Source organism: Enterobacter sp. SA187 (assembly GCF_001888805.2).
Classification (GTDB): Bacteria; Pseudomonadota; Gammaproteobacteria; order Enterobacterales; family Enterobacteriaceae; genus Enterobacter_D.
Genome location: NZ_CP019113.1, coordinates 3,373,065 through 3,392,395, shown reverse-complemented (window position 1 = coordinate 3,392,395; position 19,331 = coordinate 3,373,065). Strand labels below are relative to the sequence as shown.

Here is a 19,331-nt window from a genome sequence, read left to right as displayed (position 1 = left end):
ATGTTTGCTCTGGTGGATGTCAACTCATTTTATGCCAGTTGCGAAACCATATTCCGGCCTGATTTGTGGGGTAAGCCGGTAGTGGTGCTCAGCAATAATGACGGCTGCGTGATTGCCCGCAGCGCCGAGGCGAAAAAATACGGCGTGGTAATGGGCGCGCCTTTTTTCAAACAGCGGGATCTGTTTCGCGCCCATAACATCACCTGTTTCAGCAGTAACTATGAGCTCTACGCCGACATGAGCAAAAGGGTAATGGACACGCTGGAATATCTCTGTCCGCGCGTGGAAATGTACTCCATCGACGAAGCCTTTTGCGATTTAACCGGCGTGCGCAATTGTCGCGATCTGACGGCGTTCGGCCAGGAGATCCGCCAGACCATCGCGCGGGATACCCGCCTGAAGGTTGGCGTTGGCATCGCGCAAACCAAGACGCTGGCGAAGCTGGCTAACTATGCCGCCAAACGCTGGCCGCAGTTTAACGGCGTGGTGGATCTGTCGAACCTGGAGCGGCAGCGCAAGCTGATGGCGCGGCTGGATGTGGGCGAGGTGTGGGGCATCGGGCGGCGCATCGCCAGAAGGCTGGAGGCAATGGGGATCAGCAAAGCCATTCAGCTGGCCGATGCCGACATTAACTTTATCCGTAAACATTTCAGCGTGGTGCTGGAAAGAACCGTGCGCGAGCTGCGCGGCGAATCCTGCCTGGCGTTCGAGGAGTTGACCCCGACCAAACAGGAGATCATCTGTAGCCGCAGCTTCGGCGAGCGGGTGACGGACTATGAGCACATGCGTCAGGCCATTTGCAGCCATGCCTTTCGCGCGGCGGAAAAACTGCGGGCGGAACGCCAGTACTGCCGGTTTATTTCGGCCTTCGTGAAGACCTCGCCCTTTGCGTTAAACGAGCCTTACTATGGCAAAAGCGCCTCCATCAGCCTGCTGACGCCCACTCAGGACAGCCGGGATATTATTGACGCCGCCACGCGCTGTCTGAAACTCATCTGGAAAGAGGGATTCCACTATCAGAAAGCGGGCGTCATGCTGGGGGATTTCTTCAGCCAGGGCGTCGCCCAGCTTAATCTGTTTGATGACCATGCCCCGCGGCCCGGCAGCGAGGCGCTGATGGCGACGCTTGATGAACTGAACCGCAAAAAAGGACGGGGGACGCTCTATTTCGCCGGGCAGGGGATCCGTCAGGAGTGGCAGATGAAACGTGAAATGCTGTCGCCGCGCTACACCACGCGGTTTTCTGATTTTCTGATGGTGCCGGTGGGATAAAAGATCAGGCGATGCGGTGCTCCGGATATTTTCCTTTCACCACGCCATCATAAAAGCGGCCTTTCGAGACGACCGTCAGAAAGACGCTGAAAATGCGCGAGGGGACGCCGCGATACTGGTAAACGTTTTTATTATGAAACCGCACTTCCAGCGTACGGGTGCTTTCTTCGTACCCGATGGAGGCAATTCGCGATGATTTTACGGGATGATGGCGCACGGTGGTGTCCTTAACAGCTCGGCATTCATCAAGATTATCATTTTTTACAGCATATCGGGTGATGAAATAACGGCCTTTCAGGGGGCTTAAAAGCCCGATGGGCACCGGGCTTTAGAAAGTACCGGGCCAGCATTCGGCCCGGATGACGGCTTATTCCGCCGGGTGTTTTTCCGCTTTACCGGCCAGCTGCGCCAGGAAGTCATAGCGCTTTTGCAGATCGGCGGCGGCGTCCTTCCATAACTGTTCCGCCACTTCCGGCTGCTGGGCGTTCAGGCGACGGAAACGCTGCTCTTTCATCAGCGTATCCGCCAGCGCCTCAGACGGCGGACGGGAGTCCAGCGCCAGCGGCACTTTACCTTCGTCGGCGCGACGCGGATCGAAGCGGTACAGCGGCCAGAAGCCGGTTGAGGTGAGCTGGCGCATCTGATCGTGGCTTAACGCCAGATCGTAACCGTGCTCTTCGCACGGGCTGTAGGCGATGATCAGCGACGGCCCCGGATAGGCCTCCGCCTCCTGAATGGCTTTCACCGTCTGGTTAAGCTGCGCCCCCAGCGAGATCTGCGCGACATACACATGCCCGTACATCATCATGCTGACGCCCAGATCTTTACGCGCTTTACGTTTACCGTGTTCGCCAAACTTGGTGACCGCGCCCAGCGGTGTGGCTTTCGAGGCCTGGCCGCCGGTATTGGAATAACACTGCGTATCCAGCACCAGAATATTGACGTTTTCCGTCAGGCTCAGCACGTGATCCAGTCCGCCAAAGCCGATGTCATAGGCCCAGCCGTCACCGCCGATAAGCCAGATGGATTTCTCCACCAGCGCGTCGGCGTCGGTCAGCAGCTCCTCCGCGCCGTCGGTACCGGCCAACTGCTGACGCAGGGCGGCGACCTGTTCACGGCGAACTTCCGGCGTGGCGGGGGCGTGCAGCGCATCGTTAAGGTCGGCAGGAATACGATCGGCAAAGGTGTCCAGCAGACGCATCACGCGCTGACGATGCTGATCCACCGTCAGACGGAAGCCAAGCCCGAACTCGGCGTTATCTTCAAACAGTGAGTTGGCCCATGCCGGACCACGGCCATGGCGGTCGGTGGTGTAGGGCGTGGACGGCAGGTTCCCGCCATAAATGGACGAACAGCCGGTGGCATTGGCGATCAGCATCCGGTCGCCATACAGCTGCGTCAGCAGTTTGATATAGGGCGTTTCGCCGCAGCCAGAGCAGGCGCCGGAATATTCAAACAGCGGCGAGATCAGCTGCGAGGTACGAATATCAATACGCTCAAGAGACGTGCGGTCGATTTCCGGCAGATCGAGGAAGAAGTCGTAATGCACTTTTTCTTCTTCCACATGCTCCAGGCGCGACATCATATTGATGGCCTTGATCTCCGGGTTCTGGCGATCTTTAGCCGGGCACACTTCAACGCACAGATTACAGCCGGTGCAGTCTTCCGGCGCGACCTGCAACACGTATTTCTGGCCGCGCATATCGCGGGATTTGACGTCCAGCGATTGCAGGCTGGCAGGCGCGTTTTCCATCGCCTCCGGCTGCACCACTTTGGCGCGAATGGCAGAGTGCGGGCAGGCGGCGACGCAGTGGTTACACTGGGTGCAGATCTCCGGTTTCCAGATGGGGATTTCTTCGGCGATATTGCGTTTTTCCCAGCGGGTGGTGCCCACCGGCCAGGTGCCGTCCGGCGGCAGGGCAGAGACGGGCAGCGCATCCCCCAGACCGGCGAGCATGGCAGCGGTCACGGTTTTCACGAAATCCGGCGCGGCATCCGACACCACTGGCGGCCGGTGCGGGCTGGCGGCATTCACCGACTGCAGCGGCACTTCTGACAACGACTCGCGCGCCAGCGCCAGCGCCTGCCAGTTACGCTCCACCAGCTCCGTGCCTTTGCTGCTGTAGCTTTTGGCGATGGCGCCCTGTAACGCTGCCAGCGCGTTGTCGCCCGGCAGAATGTTGGTCAGATGGAAAAACGCCATCTGCATCACGGTATTGATACGCGCGCCGAGGCCGCATTCGCGGGCGATTTTCGCCGCATTGACCACCCACAGCCGCGCTTTTTTCTGGTTCAGCACCGCCTGCACATCCTGCGGCAGTCGCGTCCACACCTCATCCGGCGCGTAAGGCGTGTTGAGCAGGAAAATACCGCCCGGCTTCAGGCGCTCCGCCATCTGGTACTTGTCGATAAACTGCAACTGGTGACAGCCGACAAAGTCCGCCTGCGAAATCAGATAAGCGGAGTTAATGGGCTGCTCGCTGACGCGCAGGTGCGACACCGTCAGGCCACCGGCTTTTTTGGAGTCGTACACGAAATAGCCCTGGGCGTACCACGGCGTCGAGTTACCGATGATCTTAATATTGTTTTTGGTGGCCGACACGCTGCCGTCGCTGCCGAGGCCGTAGAACAGCGCCTCCAGTTTGGCTTTTGACGGCAGGGTATTCTCCGGCAGCGGTAACGACAGGTTGGTGACGTCATCGTAAATGCCGACGGTAAAGCGCGGTTTCGGCTTTGCCGACTGCAATTCATTAAATACCGCCAGCACGCACTCCGGGCCAAATTCTTTGGAGGAGAGGCCGTAGCGCCCGCCGATGACGCGCGGCAGGGCGTCGCGTTCGCCATTACTGAAGGCTTCCGCCAGCGCGGTCATCACGTCGAGATAGAGCGGTTCCGCATGGGCGCCCGGCTCTTTGGTGCGATCCAGCACGGCAATAGTGCGCGCGCTTTCCGGCAACGCCGCCAGCAAATGTCGCGCCGAGAACGGGCGGAACAGCCGCACTTTCAGCACGCCGACTTTTTCGCCGCGGGTGAGTAATTCATCCACCACCTCTTCACAGGTACCGATCGCCGAGCCCATCAGAATAATCACGCGTTCAGCCTGCGGGTGACCGTAATATTCAAACGGCTTATAAGCGCGACCCGTGGCGGCGGCAAAATCATCCATCGCCTGCTCAACGCGATCGTAAACGGCGTTGTACCAGGGGTTAGTCGCCTCGCGGGACTGGAAATAGGTATCGGGGTTCGCCGAGGTGCCGCGGATCACCGGATGCTCCGGATTCAGGGCGCGGGCACGGTGGGCGGCGATCTCCTCCTGCGGCAGCAGGGCGCGGATGGTCTCGTCGGCGATCGGGGCGATTTTGTTGATTTCGTGGGAGGTGCGGAAACCATCAAAGAAATGAATAAATGGCACCCGGCTTTTCAGCGTCGCGATATGGGAAATCAGCGCGAAATCCTGCGCTTCCTGCACGCTGCTGGCGCACAGCATGGCGCAGCCGGTCTGGCGCACAGCCATGACGTCAGAGTGATCGCCAAAGATCGACAGCGCATGGGTCGCCACGGTGCGCGCCGCCACGTGCAGCACAAAAGGCGTTAACTGCCCGGCCAGCTTATACAGCGTGGGGATCATCAGCAGCAGGCCCTGTGACGAGGTGAAAGAGGTGGAAAGCGCCCCGGTTTGCAGCGCGCCGTGCACCGCGGCAATCGCCCCGGCTTCCGACTGCATCTCCACCACACGCGGGACATCGCCCCAGACGTTTTTCAGCCCGTTGCCCGCCCAGGCGTCAGCCTGCTCGGCCATGGTCGAGCTGGGGGTAATAGGGTAGATGGCGATAACTTCGCTGGTGCGGAACGCCACTGAGGCGACTGCGCCATTACCGTCAGTTGTGATCATAGGACACCCTTACATTGCGCAATAAAAGGGACACGCATAACACCGGCGTGCCCTGTAATTATGCTTCTATTTTAGCAAATCCCCTCTGAAGCCATTTTCGCTTTTGTGTACTCCTCATAACCCCGGTCAATGAATTGATGTTTAATGGTCGGGCTTGAAAATATAAATGTTATATCATAACATCCATGTTTCTAAATCTTAATGAGGGTAGCGTTTTGATAAAGCAATATGGAACAGTGGCAATGGCGCTCGGGGCGCTTTTACTGAGCGGGCAGGCGCTGGCGCATGGTCATCATTCTCACGGAAAACCGCTGACCGAAATGGAACAAAAAGCCGCGAACGGCGTATTCCAGGACAGCGACGTAAAAGATCGTAGCCTGAGCGACTGGGACGGCGTATGGCAATCCGTTTATCCGTTGCTGGAAAGCGGCGAACTGGATCCGGTATTCAAGAAGAAAGCGGAACAGGACAAGAGCAAAACCGCTGACGAGTACAAAGCCTATTACCGCAAAGGCTACGCCACGAAAGTGGACACTATCGGCATTGAAAACGGCGTGATGGAATTCCACACCGGCGACGTGGTTAACGCCTGTAAGTACGATTACGCGGGCTACAAAATCCTCACCTATACCTCGGGCAAGAAGGGCGTGCGCTACCTGTTCGAATGTAAGGATGCCAACAGTAAAGCGCCGAAGTTCGTGCAGTTCAGCGATCACACCATCGGCCCGCGCAAATCCGCGCATTACCACATTTTCACCGGCAATACCTCGCAGGACGCTCTGCTGAAAGAGATGGATAACTGGCCGACCTATTATCCGTATCAGCTGACTAACGAGCAGGTCGTCGATGAAATGCTTCATCATTGATTAAGAAAAGGACCCGCTGCGGCGGGTTTTTTTACGTCCTGACCAATTGGGAGCCATACCGCAAAATGGGGAAATTCTCATGGCCGGACAGAAAAAGCGCAGTCTGGCTCTCGACGTCAGCCGCCGGGCTGCCTATTATGCATAGGTTTTGCTAAATCGACGGGGGAGAAAACATGCGAGCAGGATTGTGGGTAGGGTGCGCGGCATTATTATTATCGGCTTGCAGCAGCGAGCCAGTTCAGCAGGCCACGGCGGCGCACGTCGCGCCAGGTCTGAAAGCCGCCATGACCAGTTCCGGTGAAGCCAGCTGCGCGATGATTGGCGGATCGCTGTCCGTCGCACGTCAGCTTGATGGCTCGGCCACCGGCATGTGCGCACTGCCCAACGGTAAACGTTGTAGCGAACAATCGCTCGCGTCAGGCACGTGCGGCGCGTACTGATTACTGCCCCAGGTCGGCCAGTTTAAAGATTAACGTCTGCTCTGCGGTGGCCAGCGTCAGCTGGTTGCCGGTGAGGTCGGCCTGTGCCCCTTCATTCATCATGGCGCTGAAAGTCTGATCCAGCTGATTACGCTGCGGATCGGCACACATCATGCGCGTCATCGCCAGATTTTTCGCCGACAGCGCGCCGTCGGACACTTTCCCCTGACCGGTGAAACGGTTACACATCACACCGGAAAGGTGCATTTTCTCGCCAAAGCTGATTTCCGGCGGATTACTGCCAGGATTGATGGCAGTGCCGTTAACCGTTTGCAGCACAAAACGGTGGTGCATCAGCTCATCCGGCGTGACAGAGACTTTGCCATCACGGGCACAGCCAGCCAGCAGCAACGTGGCTGCGGTTAACGCAATAAAATATTTCATAAAACTCCCTGGATATTCTCCGTGATTGAGCGCTGATTTTAACAGGCGTATAAGAGGTGTCTTGCAGGAAAATCTGAAAGCGCTCCCCTGAAGAGAGGGGAGCGAAGGGCTCTTACACCAGGGCGTTCGGGCAGTTTTCGCCTTTTTCCAGCTGGCGCAGGTTCTCCAGCGTGGTTTCCGAAATGCTGATCAGGGCTTCGGCGGTAAGGAACGCCTGATGGCCGGTGAACAGCACGTTATGACAGGCGGACAGGCGACGGAAAACGTCATCCTGGATCACATCGTTAGACTTATCTTCAAAGAACAGATCGCGTTCGTTCTCATACACGTCCATACCCAGCGCGCCGATTTTCTGGGTTTTCAGCGCTTCGATGGCCGCCTGCGAGTCCACCAGGCCGCCACGGCTGGTGTTGATGATCATCACGCCGTCTTTCATCTGCTCAAACGACGAACGGTTCAGCAGGTGGTAGTTATCCTCGGTGAGCGGGCAATGCAGGGAGATCACGTCCGACTGGGCAAACAGCGTGGGCAGATCCACATACTCCACGCCCAGCTCCAGCGCCGCGGCGCTCGGATAAGGATCAAACGCCAGCAGGCGCATACCGAAACCTTTCAGAATACGCAGCGCCGCCACGCCAATCTTACCGGTGCCGATCACGCCTGCGGTTTTACCGTACATGGTGAAGCCGGTCAGGCCCTCCAGCGAGAAGTTAGCATCACGGGTACGCTGATAGGCGCGGTGAATACGACGGTTCAGGGCCATCATCATACCCACGGCATGTTCCGCCACCGCTTCCGGGGAATAGGCCGGGACGCGCACCACTTTCAGCCCTAACGCTTTGGCAGCCTCAAGATCAACGTTGTTAAAGCCCGCACAGCGCAGCGCAATAAACTTCAGACCCTGTTTTTTCAGTTCTTCCAGTACCGGACGGCTGCCGTCGTCGTTGACAAAAATACAGACGCCATCGCAGCCATGGGCCGTTTTCGCGGTTTTATCAGTCAGCAGAAAGTCGAAAAATTCAAGTTCATAGTTATAATTCTCGTTAACATGCTGCAAATACTTTTTATCGTACTGCTTTGTGCTATATACAGCGAGTTTCATAAGACTTTCTCCAGTGATTGTAATATCAATCCAGCATAATGATTAATTCTAGAACATCTACTCTTATCAGAGGCATTCACTTCACCAATATATGTAAGCATGCCACAATAACGCCACGGACAGACAGAAAATTGATGCCAAATCAGGATATTAACTGCCCATGAAGGGTAAATATAAAGTCGCGCTCGCGCTGCTCTTACTGTTCATACTTTTGCCGCTTACGCTGCTGATGACGCTGGCGCAGTGGGTGCCGGGGCTGGCCGGGATCTGGCTGCCGGTGGGGACACGCATCGCCTTTGAAGAAAGCCCCCGTCTGACGCGTCATGGTCTGAAAATCCCTGATTTGCTTTACCTGGTGGACGACTGCCCGCTGGCGAAACTCACGCATGCCGAACTGACGCACCCGAGCCGCTGGCAGCTGAATGTCGACTCGCTGGTGCTTAACGCCGCCTGTCTGAAAAAACTCCCGCAGACGACAGCATCGCCCGCCGCGCCGCGCACCCTGGCGCAGTGGCAGTCCATGCTGCCTTATACCTGGGTTAATATCGATAAACTGACGGTCACGCCCTGGCAGCAGTGGGAAGGGAAAATCGCCCTTGCGCTGACGCCAGCGCGCCAGCAGCTCAGTTATGAGGGCGAGCGCGTCACCGTGCAGGCGCAGCTTTCCGGACAGGCGCTGACGGTGGAAAAATTCGCGGTCAAACTCGTGGAAAACCAGCCGCCGCTGAGCCTGGCGGGGGAGTTCACCCTGCCGCTGGTGCCGGACGGTCTGCCGGTTAACGGCCATGCCGCCGCCACCCTGCACCTGCCGCAAAGCGCCGATCCTGTGGATGCGGAAATCGAGTGGCGCGACAACGAAGGCCAACTGATCGTCATGGCGCGGGATACCGCCGATCCGCTGCTTGATCTTCCCTGGCAGGTGACGCAGCAGCAGCTTACCATCAGCGACGGACGCTGGAACTGGCCTTATCAGGGCATGCCGTTAAGCGGGCGCGTCGGCATACGCATCAAAAACTGGCAGGCGGGGCTGGAAGGCGCAGAAGTCAGCGGCCGGATGAACGTGCTGACCCGGGGCGATGCAGGCAAAGGCAACGCCGTACTGAATATCGGGCCGGGGCGGCTGAGTCTGGAAAACAGCGATCTGCCCCTGCAACTGACCGGCGAAGCCAAGCAGAACGATTTGATTTTATACGCCGTGTTACCGGCGCATCTGAGCGGCAGCCTCACCGATCCGCTGCTGGCGTTCAGCCCCGGCGCGCTGCTGCGCTCCCGCGGCACGCTTATTGATTCCCTGAATATTGATGAAGTGCGCTGGCCGCTGGCAGGGGTGAAAGTCACCCAGCGCGGCATTGATGGTCGCTTACAGGCCATTTTGCGCGCCCATGAAAACCAGATGGGGGATTTTACTCTGCACCTTGACGGCCAGGCGCACGACTTCCTGCCGGATCACGGTCTCTGGCAGTGGCGTTACTGGGGTGATGGCCGCTTCACGCCGATGCAGGCGCGCTGGGATGTCGCCGGAAAAGGGGAGTGGCGTGATAGCCTGATCCTGCTGACCGATCTGTCCACCGGCTTCGACCAGTTGCAGTACGGCACCATGCATATGGATAAACCCCGGCTGGTACTTGACGCGCCCATACGCTGGCAGCGCGATGAACAGCATCCGCAGTTTAGCGGCGCGCTGTCGCTCGACGCCGCGCAGACCACCTTCAGCGGCGGCAGCGTGTTACCACCCTCAACGCTGAAATTCAGCATCAGTGGACGCGAGCCGACGATCTTTCAGTTTAAAGGCGATCTCCACGCACAGGAGATTGGCCCGGTACGGGTTAACGGGCGCTGGGACGGCGAACGGCTGCGCGGGCAGGCGTGGTGGCCGCGCCAGGCGTTGAAAGTCTTTCAGCCGCTGGTACCGCCGGACTGGAAAATGGCCCTGCGCGATGGCGAAATGTACGCGCAGATCGCCTTTTCTGCCGCTGCGGATCAGGGGTTCGAAGCCGGGGGACACGGTGTGCTGAAAGGCGGCAGCGCCTGGATGCCGGATAACGAGCTGAAAGGCGTCGATTTTGTGCTGCCGTTCCGCTTCAGCGAGGGGACCTGGCAACTGGGGACGCGCGGGCCGGTCCGGCTGCGCATTGGCGAAATCATCAACCAGGTGACGGCGAAAAACTTCACTGCGGATTTGCAGGGCGCATACCCGTGGAGCGAAGATAACCCGCTGCGCCTGAGCGACGTCAGCGTGGATATGCTCGGCGGGAAAATCACCCTCCGCCAGCTGCGTATACCGCAGCACGACGCCGCGCTGCTGCGGCTGGAGCATATTTCTGCCAGCGAAATTATCAGTGCGGTTAATACCAAACAGTTCGCCATGTCCGGCGCGCTCAACGGCGCGCTGCCGCTGTGGCTGAATAACGATCAATGGATCGTGAAAGATGGCTGGTTAAGCAATCCGGGCGCGCTGACGCTGCGTCTTGATAAAGACACCGCCGACGCGCTGGTGAAGGATAATATGGCGGCCGGGGCGGCCATCAGCTGGCTACGCTATATGGAGATTTCGCAATCCTGGACGCATATCGACCTGGACAATCACGGCGTAATGAAGATGCGCGCCGCCCTGAAAGGCATCAGTTACGTTGATGGCAAAAGCAATGCGGTCAACCTGAACTATAACCATGAAGAAAATGTCTTCACGTTATGGCGCAGTTTACGTTACGGCGATAATTTACAGTCATGGCTTGAGCAACATGCGACAGTGCCGGATAACCGCTGCGCGCCTGGCAAGGAATGTGAGGTAAAACAATGAAATTCTCGTTAATCGCTCTGTGTGCGCCCCTGATGTTGCTGACAGGCTGCACGCCGCGAATCGAAGTGGCGGCACCGTCCACGCCAATCACCATCAATATGAACGTAAAGATCGACCACGATATTCATATTAAAGCGGATAAAGACGTCGAAACGCTGCTGAAGACGCGCAGCGATTTACTATAACTCATGCAGGAAGGATCATGATGACGCACACAACAGCAAACACTTTTACCTTCGGCGGGATGACCGTCAACCGTCTGGGCTACGGCGCGATGCAACTTGCCGGTCCCGGCGTATATGGCCCGCCGAAAGATCATGACGCGGCGCTGGCGGTTCTGCGCGAAGCCATTGCGCTGGGCGTTAACCATATTGATACCAGCGATTTTTATGGTCCGCATATCACCAACCGTATCATCCGCGAGGCGCTGCATCCTTATCCGGATGATCTGGTGATCGTCACCAAAATCGGCGCGTGCCGCGATGAAACGGCAGCCTGGCTACCGGCGTTTTCTGCGGATGAGCTGAAACAGGCGGTACACGACAACCTGCGTAATCTGGGCGTTGAAGCGCTGGACGTGGTTAACCTGCGTTCGATGCTCGGCGACGGACACGGCCCGGCGGAAGGTTCGCTGGCGGAACATGTGCAGGTGCTGGCGGATCTGCAAAAGCAGGGGCTGGTGAAACATATTGGTCTGAGCAATGTGACCGCGACCCAGGTCGCCGAAGCGCGTGCAATGGTGGACGTGGTCTGCGTGCAGAATCTCTACAACATTGCCCATCGTGAAGATGACGCGCTGATCGACGCGCTGGCCCGCGACGGTATCGCCTACGTACCGTTCTTCCCGCTGGGGGGCTTTACGCCGTTGCAGTCATCCACGCTGTCAGAGGTGGCGGCGAGCCTGAATGCCACGCCGATGCAGGTGGCGCTGGCCTGGCTGCTGCGCCGTTCGCCGAATATCCTGTTAATTCCCGGAACCTCGTCGGTTACGCATTTGCGTGAAAATATGGCGGCGGCAGAGCTGGAGTTGTCAGAAGAGGTGCTGGCTACGCTGGAAAGTATCGGCGGGTAAGTGTTTTTGCCCGGTGGCGCTGGCGCTTACCGGGCCTACAAAAAGTGTAGGCCCGCGCAAGCGAAGCGCCGCCGGGCGCAAATTAGCAAAAACGTTACGCTGTCACAACGCTGTCGATGGCCGCTTTCGCGTCGGACTGCGCTTTGGTCGCCACTTCCGGACCGTAAGCAATGCCTTCTGCAAACACGAAGTTCACATCGGTGATACCGATAAAGCCCAGGAACACTTTCAGATACGGAGCGATCAGGTCAGTCGGGGTATCTTTATGGATGCCGCCACGGCTGGACACCACCACCGCACGTTTACCGGTCACCAGACCTTCCGGTCCTTTCTCGGTATAACGGAAGGTCACGCCAGCACGGGCAATCAGGTCAAAGTAGTTTTTCAGCTGCGTCGGGATGTTAAAGTTGTACATCGGGGCGTTGATGACGATAACGTCATGGGCCTGCAGTTCAGCAATAAGTTCATCGGACAGCTTCAGGGCTTCCTGCTGACGCGGCGTCAGCGGGGCATCGGACGGACGCAGCGCGCCAACCAGCTCGCCATCGAGAACCGGAACCGGGTTAGCCGCCAGATCACGTACGGTAATTTCATCAGCCGGATGCTTTTCGCTCCACTGTTCAACAAAATAGTCGGAAAGCTGACCAGACTGAGAGTACCCTGCCAGAATACTGGATTTAAGCACTAATACTTTACTCATGGGTGATTCCTTTTATGCATGTATGTTGAGGTATAGCCTCAATAATTACCGTCACTCTATTCATTATCCGCCGCCATGAATAGCGCAATATATCGATACCAATGTTCGAATTTTTTGAATAAGCCAAAGAAAGCGGCGATGTGATAATCTACAGTAAACGAAACAGAGACATTTTACCGGCAGTGTGCTGCCCGATAACCTTATGACAGAACAACAAAATTTTACTTTCTCCGCCCTTAACCAGCAGCTTGAAACCTTAATGCTGCGCGACAGACAACGCTTCGCGCGCCGTCTGCACGGGGCGAGAAAGGTTAAAAATCCAGAGGCGCAACAGGCCATTTACCAGACCATGGCGCAGGAAATTGAACAGGCTGCCGGTAAAGTGCGCCAGCGCATGGCCGCGCGCCCTGACATCACCTATCCGGATAATCTGCCGGTCAGCCAGAAGAAGCAGGACATTCTGGAAGCCATCCGCGATCACCAGGTGGTGATTGTCGCCGGGGAGACCGGCTCCGGTAAAACCACTCAGCTGCCGAAAATCTGCATGGAGCTGGGGCGCGGCGTGACCGGGGTTATCGGCCACACGCAGCCACGCCGACTGGCGGCGCGGACCGTGGCCAGCCGTATCGCCGAGGAGCTGAAAAGCGAGCCGGGCGGTTGCATTGGTTATAAAGTGCGTTTCAGCGATCACGTCAGCGACAACACCATGGTCAAGCTGATGACCGACGGCATTCTGCTGGCGGAGATCCAGCAGGACCGCCTGTTGATGCAGTACGACACCATCATCATCGATGAAGCGCACGAGCGCAGCCTGAACATCGATTTTCTGCTCGGCTATTTCAAAGAGCTGCTGCCAAAACGCCCGGATCTGAAAGTGATCATCACCTCGGCGACCATCGATCCGGAACGCTTTTCCCGCCACTTTGATAATGCCCCGATCATTGAAGTCTCGGGCCGCACCTTTCCGGTGGAAGTGCGCTATCGCCCGATTGTGGAAGAGGCGGACGATACCGAGCGCGATCAGCTTCAGGCAATTTTCGACGCCGTGGACGAGCTGGGCCGTGAAAGCGCCGGCGACATTCTGATTTTCCTGAGCGGTGAGCGGGAGATCCGCGACACCGCCGATGCGCTCAACAAGCTCAGTCTGCCGCATACTGAAGTGCTGCCGCTGTATGCACGACTGTCGAACAGCGAACAAAACCGCGTGTTCCAGTCTCACAGCGGGCGGCGCATCGTGCTGGCGACAAACGTGGCGGAAACCTCGCTTACCGTGCCGGGCATCAAGTATGTCATCGATCCCGGCACGGCGCGTATCAGCCGCTACAGCTTCCGTACCAAAGTGCAGCGCCTGCCGATTGAACCGATCTCGCAGGCGTCGGCGAACCAGCGTAAAGGCCGCTGCGGCCGCGTTTCGGAAGGTATTTGTATTCGTCTTTATTCGGAAGATGATTTCCTGTCGCGTCCGGAATTTACCGATCCCGAAATTCTGCGTACTAACCTCGCGTCGGTCATTTTACAGATGACCGCGCTGGGGCTGGGGGACATCGCCGCGTTCCCGTTTGTGGAAGCGCCGGACAAACGCAACATTCAGGACGGTGTGCGCCTGCTGGAAGAGCTGGGGGCGATCACCACCGATGAGCAGCAAACGGCGTATAAGCTGACGCCACAGGGCCGCCAGCTTTCGCAGCTGCCGGTGGATCCGCGTCTGGCGCGCATGGTGCTGGAAGCGCAAAAGCTCGGCTGCGTGCGGGAAGCGATGATCATCACCTCGGCCCTGTCGATTCAGGATCCGCGCGAACGTCCGATGGACAGGCAGCAGGCGTCGGATGAAAAACACCGCCGTTTCCACGACAAAGAGTCCGATTTCCTCGCCTTTGTGAATCTGTGGAACTACCTCGGCGAGCAGCAAAAAGCGCTGTCCTCGAACAGTTTCCGCCGCCTGTGCCGCACCGAGTTCCTTAACTATCTGCGGGTACGGGAATGGCAGGATATTTACACCCAGCTGCGCCAGGTGGTGAAAGAGCTGGGCATTCCGGTGAACAGCGAACCGGCGGAATACCGCGAAATTCATATCGCCATGCTGACCGGGTTGTTATCGCATATCGGCATGAAAGACGCCGATAAGCAGGAATTTACCGGCGCACGTAACGCCCGTTTCGCCATCTTCCCCGGTTCCGGTTTATTCAAAAAGCCGCCGAAGTGGACGATGGTCGCCGAGCTGGTGGAAACCAGCCGCCTGTGGGGACGCATCGCCGCGCGTATTGATCCGGAATGGGTCGAACCGGTGGCGCAGCATCTGATCAAACGCTCCTACAGCGAACCGCACTGGGAGCGGGCGCAGGGCGCGGTAATGGCGACGGAAAAAGTCACGCTTTATGGGCTGCCCATCGTCAGCGCGCGCAAGGTGAACTACAGCCAGATTGACCCGGCGTTGAGCCGCGAGCTGTTTATCCGTCATGCGCTGGTGGAAGGCGACTGGCAGACGCGCCACGCGTTTTTCCGCGACAACCTGAAGCTGCGCGCGGAAATCGAAGAGCTGGAGCATAAATCGCGCCGCCGCGACATTCTGGTGGATGATGAAACCCTGTTTGAGTTTTACGATCAGCGCATCAGCCATGAGGTGATCTCCGCACGCCATTTCGACAGCTGGTGGAAGAAAGCCAGCCGCGAAACGCCGGATCTGCTGAACTTTGAAAAGAACATGCTGATCAAAGAGGGCGCGGAAAAAGTCAGTAAGCTCGACTATCCAAACTTCTGGCATCAGGGCAACCTGAAACTGCGCCTGAGCTATCAGTTTGAGCCTGGCGCGGATGCCGATGGCGTAACGGTGCACATTCCGCTGCCGCTGTTAAACCAGGTGGAAGACAGCGGTTTTGAGTGGCAGATCCCGGGACTGCGCCGCGAGCTGATTATCGCGCTGATCAAATCCCTGCCGAAGCCGGTACGCCGCAACTTTGTGCCTGCGCCGAACTATGCCGAAGCCTTTTTGGGGCGTGTGACGCCGCTGGCGCTGCCGCTGCTGGATGCGCTGGAGCGCGAGCTGCGCCGCATGACCGGCGTGACCGTTGATCGCGACGCCTGGCAGTGGGATCAGGTGCCGGATCACCTGAAGATCAGCTTCCGCGTGGTGGATGATAAAAATAAGAAACTCCAGGAAGGCCGCAACCTGACGGCGCTGAAAGAGGCGCTGAAAGGCAAAGTGCAGGAAACCCTGTCGGCGGTGGCCGACGACGGTATCGAACAGAGCGGACTGCATATCTGGAGTTTTGGTCAGCTACCGGAAAGCTACGAGCAAAAACGCGGCAACTACAAAGTGAAGGCATGGCCTGCGCTGGTGGATGAGCGCGACAGCGTGGCGATCAAACTGTTCGATAACCCGCTGGAGCAGCAACAGCAGATGTGGCGCGGTCTGCGCCGTCTGTTACTGCTCAATATTCCGTCGCCGATCAAATATCTGCATGAGAAGCTGCCCAACAAAGCCAAGCTGGGCCTGTACTTTAACCCGTACGGCAAAGTGCTGGATCTGATTGATGACTGTATTTCCTGCGGCGTCGATAAGCTGATCCATGAGGCGGGCGGCCCGGTGTGGACGGAAGAGGGTTATGCGCAGCTGCACGAAAAAGTGCGCGCTGAACTTAACGACACCGTGGTGGAGATTGCGAAGCAGGTAGAGCAGATCCTGACCGCCGTGTTCAATATCAACAAGCGCCTGAAAGGGCGGGTGGATATGACCATGGCGCTGGGGCTGTCGGACATCAAAGCGCAGATGAACAATCTGGTGTATCGCGGTTTTGTCACCGGCAACGGTTTTAAACGTCTGGGGGACACGCTGCGTTATCTGAATGCCATTGAAAAACGGCTGGAGAAGCTGGCGGTCGATCCGCACCGGGATCGCGCGCAGATGCTGAAAGTGGAGAGCGTACAGCAGGCCTGGCAGCAGTGGCTGAACAAGCTGCCGCCCGCCCGCCGTGAGGATGACGATGTGAAAGAGATCCGCTGGATGATCGAAGAGCTGCGCGTCAGCTATTTCGCCCAGCAGCTCGGCACGCCGTACCCGATTTCCGATAAGCGTATTTTGCAGGCGATGGAGCAGATCCAGCCGTAATGCCTCGCCGGGCGGCGACTGCGTCTTGCCCGGCCTACTAAAGCGGTGTACACGCCGTTTGTAGGCCCGGTAAGCGCCAGCGCCACCGGGCAGTCACCTCACCAGCCCGTAGGCCCGGTAAGCGCAGCGCCACCGGGCAGTTCACGCCACCCAGGGCAAAACCCTCACCGCACTCCGGTCCACCCGCCGCCAAGCGCCCGGTACAAATCCACCTGTGCCAGCAGCAAATTATTCTTCACCTGCACCACGCTGGTCTGCGCCGAATAGAGCGTGCGTTGCGCATCCAGCTCATCAAGATACGAAGCATAGCCATTCCGGTAACGGTTATGGGCGATCCGCAGCGCCTCTTCCGCCACCGTCGCCTGCTCCTGCAACTCGACTAACTGTTCCTGCAAGCGCGCAATAGCATCCAGGCTGTCGTTCACCTCTTTGAACGCATTGCGCACCGTATTTTCATAGCTGTACAGCGCCTGATTGCGCTGGGACATCGACACATCTACCTGCGCGTTCAGCGCCTGACGGTTAAGCAGTGGCGCAAGAATACTGCCGCCGACGTTCCACAAGCGCAGAGGATTATCCAGCAATCCTGGCAGGGTATCCGCCTGCCAGGTGCCGCCCGCCGTCAGACTGATCGACGGCAACAGCCGGGCCTGTGACGCCGCCAGCGAGGCATCGGCAGCGATCAATGCCTGCTGTGCCTGCACAATATCCGGGCGACGATTTAAGAGCGTAGAGGGCAACTGCGCAGGCACCGGCAACGGCGTTAACCGGTCAAAGGCTCCGCGCGGCACCGGGCCGGGATTGCCGCCAGCCAGCAGGCTGAGGGCGTTTTCCTGCTCGCTAATCTGGTGCTGCAACTGCGGGATCTGCGCGCGGGTGGCGCGACGTTCCGAGTCCGACTGCATCAGCTCCAGCCGCGAGCTGTAGCCCGTTTCAAACTGCCGTTTAGCGAGGTTATAAGCTTCTTCCCGCGCCGCCAGCGTCGACTGCGTAACGCGCAGCTGTTCATCCAGCGACAGCAGCGTGATATAGCCGGAGGCCACCTGCGATGCGACAGTCAGATCGGCCGCCGCCGCCGCGGCTTTCTGCGCCGCCAGCGATGCCCGCGCCGCTTCCGTGGCGCTGCGGTTCGCCCCCCACAGATCCACGTCGTAATTCGCCGTCAGTCCGCCTTTGTAGAGCGTACTGTGTACCGGCTGGCCGGTGGCGGCAGACTGGGAACGCGCCCGCGTGCCGCCAAGGTTAGCATCCAGCGTCGGGAACAGATCGCCTTCCGCGGCATAAATGCGCGCCTGATATTCATTGATCCGCTCGCGGGCGATCAGAATATCGTTGTTCTGGCGCAGCGCCTGTTCCACATAACGGTTCATTTGACTGTCATGGAAATTACGCCACCATACGCCCTCGACCGGGCTTTGCGGACCCACGGCGGTGCGCCATTCCGCGGGAATGGTTAATGAATGACGGGCAGGGGCAACGTCAACAGACTGACAGCCCGCCAGCGCTAATGTCAGCGCCAGCCAGACAGGACGGAAGGTCATTATTCTGCCTCCCGGGTATCAATATTCACCTGCACCGACATCCCCGGACGCAGGCGCTGTAGCTGTTCCGGTTTACCGTCGATCTCAATGCGCACCGGAATACGCTGGGCGATCTTCACAAAGTTGCCAGTGGCGTTATCCGGCGTGACGGCGCTGAATTCAACGCCGGTAGCCGGGGAAATGCTCTGCACCCGTCCGCTGAAGGCCTCGTCGTTAAGGGCGTCAACGGTGATGTGCACCGGCTGGCCCAGACGGATCGACGCCAGCTGCGTCTCTTTCACGTTGGCGATAATCCAGTGCTGCGGCGGCACCAGCGAGGTCAGGTGCGTCCCGGCGGTAACGTAGGCTCCCAGACGCACTGCAATCTGCCCGAGCTGTCCGTCGCGCGGCGCGACGATGCGCGTGTTTTGCAGGTCGATCTGCGCCAGTTCAAGCGCGGCGCGGGCATTTTCCACATCCGCTTCCAGCGAGGCGCGATTGACGATCACCGTTTGCAGATCCTGGCGCGACATCTCAAGGGTGGCGCGTGCCTGATCGATATCGGCGCTGCCCTGCGCTGCGCTGGCAAGGGCGGCATCGCGCTCACGTACGGAGAGCGAACCATCAGAGGCCAGCTCTTTCACGCGCTTCAGATCCGCCTGGCTTTTCAGGCTCTGGGCGCGGGCATTTTGCAGCGCTGCTTCATTACGCTTGATCACCGCCTCGGCGCTTTTGCGTTGTTGCAGATTATTGTTCAGCGCGGCAATTTTCATCGCCAGCTGGGCCTGCGCCTGATGTACGCGCTGGGTATAGATGCGGTCGTCAATCTGCATCAGCAGATCGCCCCGTTTCACGATGGCGAAATCCTGCACCTTAACGTCGGTGATATAGCCGTTGACCTGCGGGCTGATAAAGGTCGTCTGCCCGCGTACGTAGGCGTTATCCGTAAACTGGGTGTGACGGGTAAAAGGGGGAAGTTGCCAGGCGTAGAGGATCACCAGTACGCCCACAATACCTATCGCTGCAGCGGCAAAAATAGAAACCACACGCAAATTGCTGCGCGTGTTGGCCTGCTCTTTGGCGGCGTCCTGCTGACTCATAACCACTCCTGTCGTAATTTCTGTTTCATTTCATTGTTC

At 58.2% G+C, this 19,331-nt stretch carries 14 protein-coding genes; 7 read left to right on the top strand and 7 right to left on the bottom strand.

Going from position 1 to position 19,331, the window contains the following annotated elements:
* Complete coding sequence (locus BMF08_RS16235) at window positions 1-1,272, top strand: Y-family DNA polymerase (protein WP_072568577.1); 1,272 nt, start codon at window positions 1-3, stop codon at window positions 1,270-1,272.
* A 4-nt stretch (window positions 1,273-1,276) separates the two neighbouring features.
* On the opposite strand, the gene BMF08_RS16230 is transcribed toward BMF08_RS16235, so the two are convergent.
* Together BMF08_RS16230 and nifJ are read right to left on the bottom strand one after the other, a co-directional pair.
* Entirely contained in the window at window positions 1,277-1,489 is a 213-nt protein-coding gene (locus BMF08_RS16230; RefSeq protein ID WP_072568576.1) for a KTSC domain-containing protein, read from the bottom strand.
* Window positions 1,490-1,639: 150 nt separating this feature from the next.
* Window positions 1,640-5,164 carry a pyruvate:ferredoxin (flavodoxin) oxidoreductase gene (nifJ, locus tag BMF08_RS16225; RefSeq protein WP_072568575.1) on the bottom strand — a complete coding sequence of 1,175 codons (3,525 nt, stop codon included), beginning with the start codon at window positions 5,162-5,164 and terminating at the stop codon, window positions 1,640-1,642.
* A gap of 242 nt (window positions 5,165-5,406) precedes the next feature.
* Here nifJ and zinT point away from each other — a divergent pair, with 242 nt between their 5' ends.
* Window positions 5,407-6,030 carry a metal-binding protein ZinT gene (gene zinT, locus BMF08_RS16220; protein WP_072568574.1) on the top strand — a complete coding sequence of 208 codons (624 nt, stop codon included), beginning with the start codon at window positions 5,407-5,409 and terminating at the stop codon, window positions 6,028-6,030.
* 173 nt (window positions 6,031-6,203) lie between these two features.
* Window positions 6,204-6,470, top strand: coding sequence for a putative hemolysin (locus BMF08_RS16215; protein WP_072568573.1), 267 nt, complete (start codon window positions 6,204-6,206; stop codon window positions 6,468-6,470).
* On the opposite strand, the gene hslJ is transcribed toward BMF08_RS16215, so the two are convergent.
* Both hslJ and BMF08_RS16205 read right to left on the bottom strand, forming a co-directional pair.
* Window positions 6,471-6,893, bottom strand: a complete 423-nt coding sequence (gene hslJ / locus BMF08_RS16210) for a heat shock protein HslJ (protein ID WP_072568572.1) — start codon at window positions 6,891-6,893, stop codon at window positions 6,471-6,473.
* Between the two features lie 112 nt (window positions 6,894-7,005).
* Complete coding sequence (locus BMF08_RS16205) at window positions 7,006-7,995, bottom strand: 2-hydroxyacid dehydrogenase (RefSeq protein ID WP_072568571.1); 990 nt, start codon at window positions 7,993-7,995, stop codon at window positions 7,006-7,008.
* Window positions 7,996-8,155: 160 nt separating this feature from the next.
* On the opposite strand from BMF08_RS16205, the gene BMF08_RS16200 reads away from it, so the two are divergent.
* Genes BMF08_RS16200 through BMF08_RS16190 form a run of 3 tightly spaced genes read left to right on the top strand, consistent with a single transcriptional unit; the run spans window position 8,156 to window position 11,867 of the window.
* A complete protein-coding gene (locus BMF08_RS16200; RefSeq protein WP_072568570.1) occupies window positions 8,156-10,795 on the top strand; it encodes a YdbH family protein in 2,640 nt (879 codons plus the stop codon).
* Window positions 10,792-10,980, top strand: a complete 189-nt coding sequence (locus tag BMF08_RS16195) for a YnbE family lipoprotein (RefSeq protein WP_072568569.1) — start codon at window positions 10,792-10,794, stop codon at window positions 10,978-10,980. The genes BMF08_RS16200 and BMF08_RS16195 overlap by 4 nt, the downstream gene beginning before the upstream one ends.
* A 20-nt stretch (window positions 10,981-11,000) precedes the next feature.
* On the top strand, window positions 11,001-11,867 hold the full coding sequence (locus BMF08_RS16190) for an aldo/keto reductase family oxidoreductase (RefSeq protein ID WP_099458793.1): 867 nt from the start codon (window positions 11,001-11,003) through the stop codon (window positions 11,865-11,867).
* 94 nt (window positions 11,868-11,961) lie between these two features.
* Here the strand turns inward: BMF08_RS16190 and azoR are convergent, their stop codons facing one another.
* Entirely contained in the window at window positions 11,962-12,567 is a 606-nt protein-coding gene (gene azoR, locus BMF08_RS16185; RefSeq protein ID WP_072568567.1) for an FMN-dependent NADH-azoreductase, read from the bottom strand.
* A 202-nt stretch (window positions 12,568-12,769) separates the two neighbouring features.
* Between azoR and hrpA the strand changes: the two genes are divergently transcribed.
* On the top strand, window positions 12,770-16,672 hold the full coding sequence (hrpA, locus tag BMF08_RS16180) for an ATP-dependent RNA helicase HrpA (RefSeq protein WP_072568566.1): 3,903 nt from the start codon (window positions 12,770-12,772) through the stop codon (window positions 16,670-16,672).
* Between the two features lie 164 nt (window positions 16,673-16,836).
* On the opposite strand, the gene BMF08_RS16175 is transcribed toward hrpA, so the two are convergent.
* A complete protein-coding gene (locus BMF08_RS16175; protein WP_072568565.1) occupies window positions 16,837-18,213 on the bottom strand; it encodes an efflux transporter outer membrane subunit in 1,377 nt (458 codons plus the stop codon).
* Window positions 18,213-19,292 (bottom strand): HlyD family secretion protein, encoded by a 1,080-nt coding sequence (locus BMF08_RS16170; RefSeq protein WP_072568564.1) that lies wholly within the window; start codon window positions 19,290-19,292, stop codon window positions 18,213-18,215. Before BMF08_RS16170 ends, BMF08_RS16175 begins: the two co-directional genes overlap by 1 nt.
* Window positions 19,293-19,331: the final 39 nt, after the last annotated feature.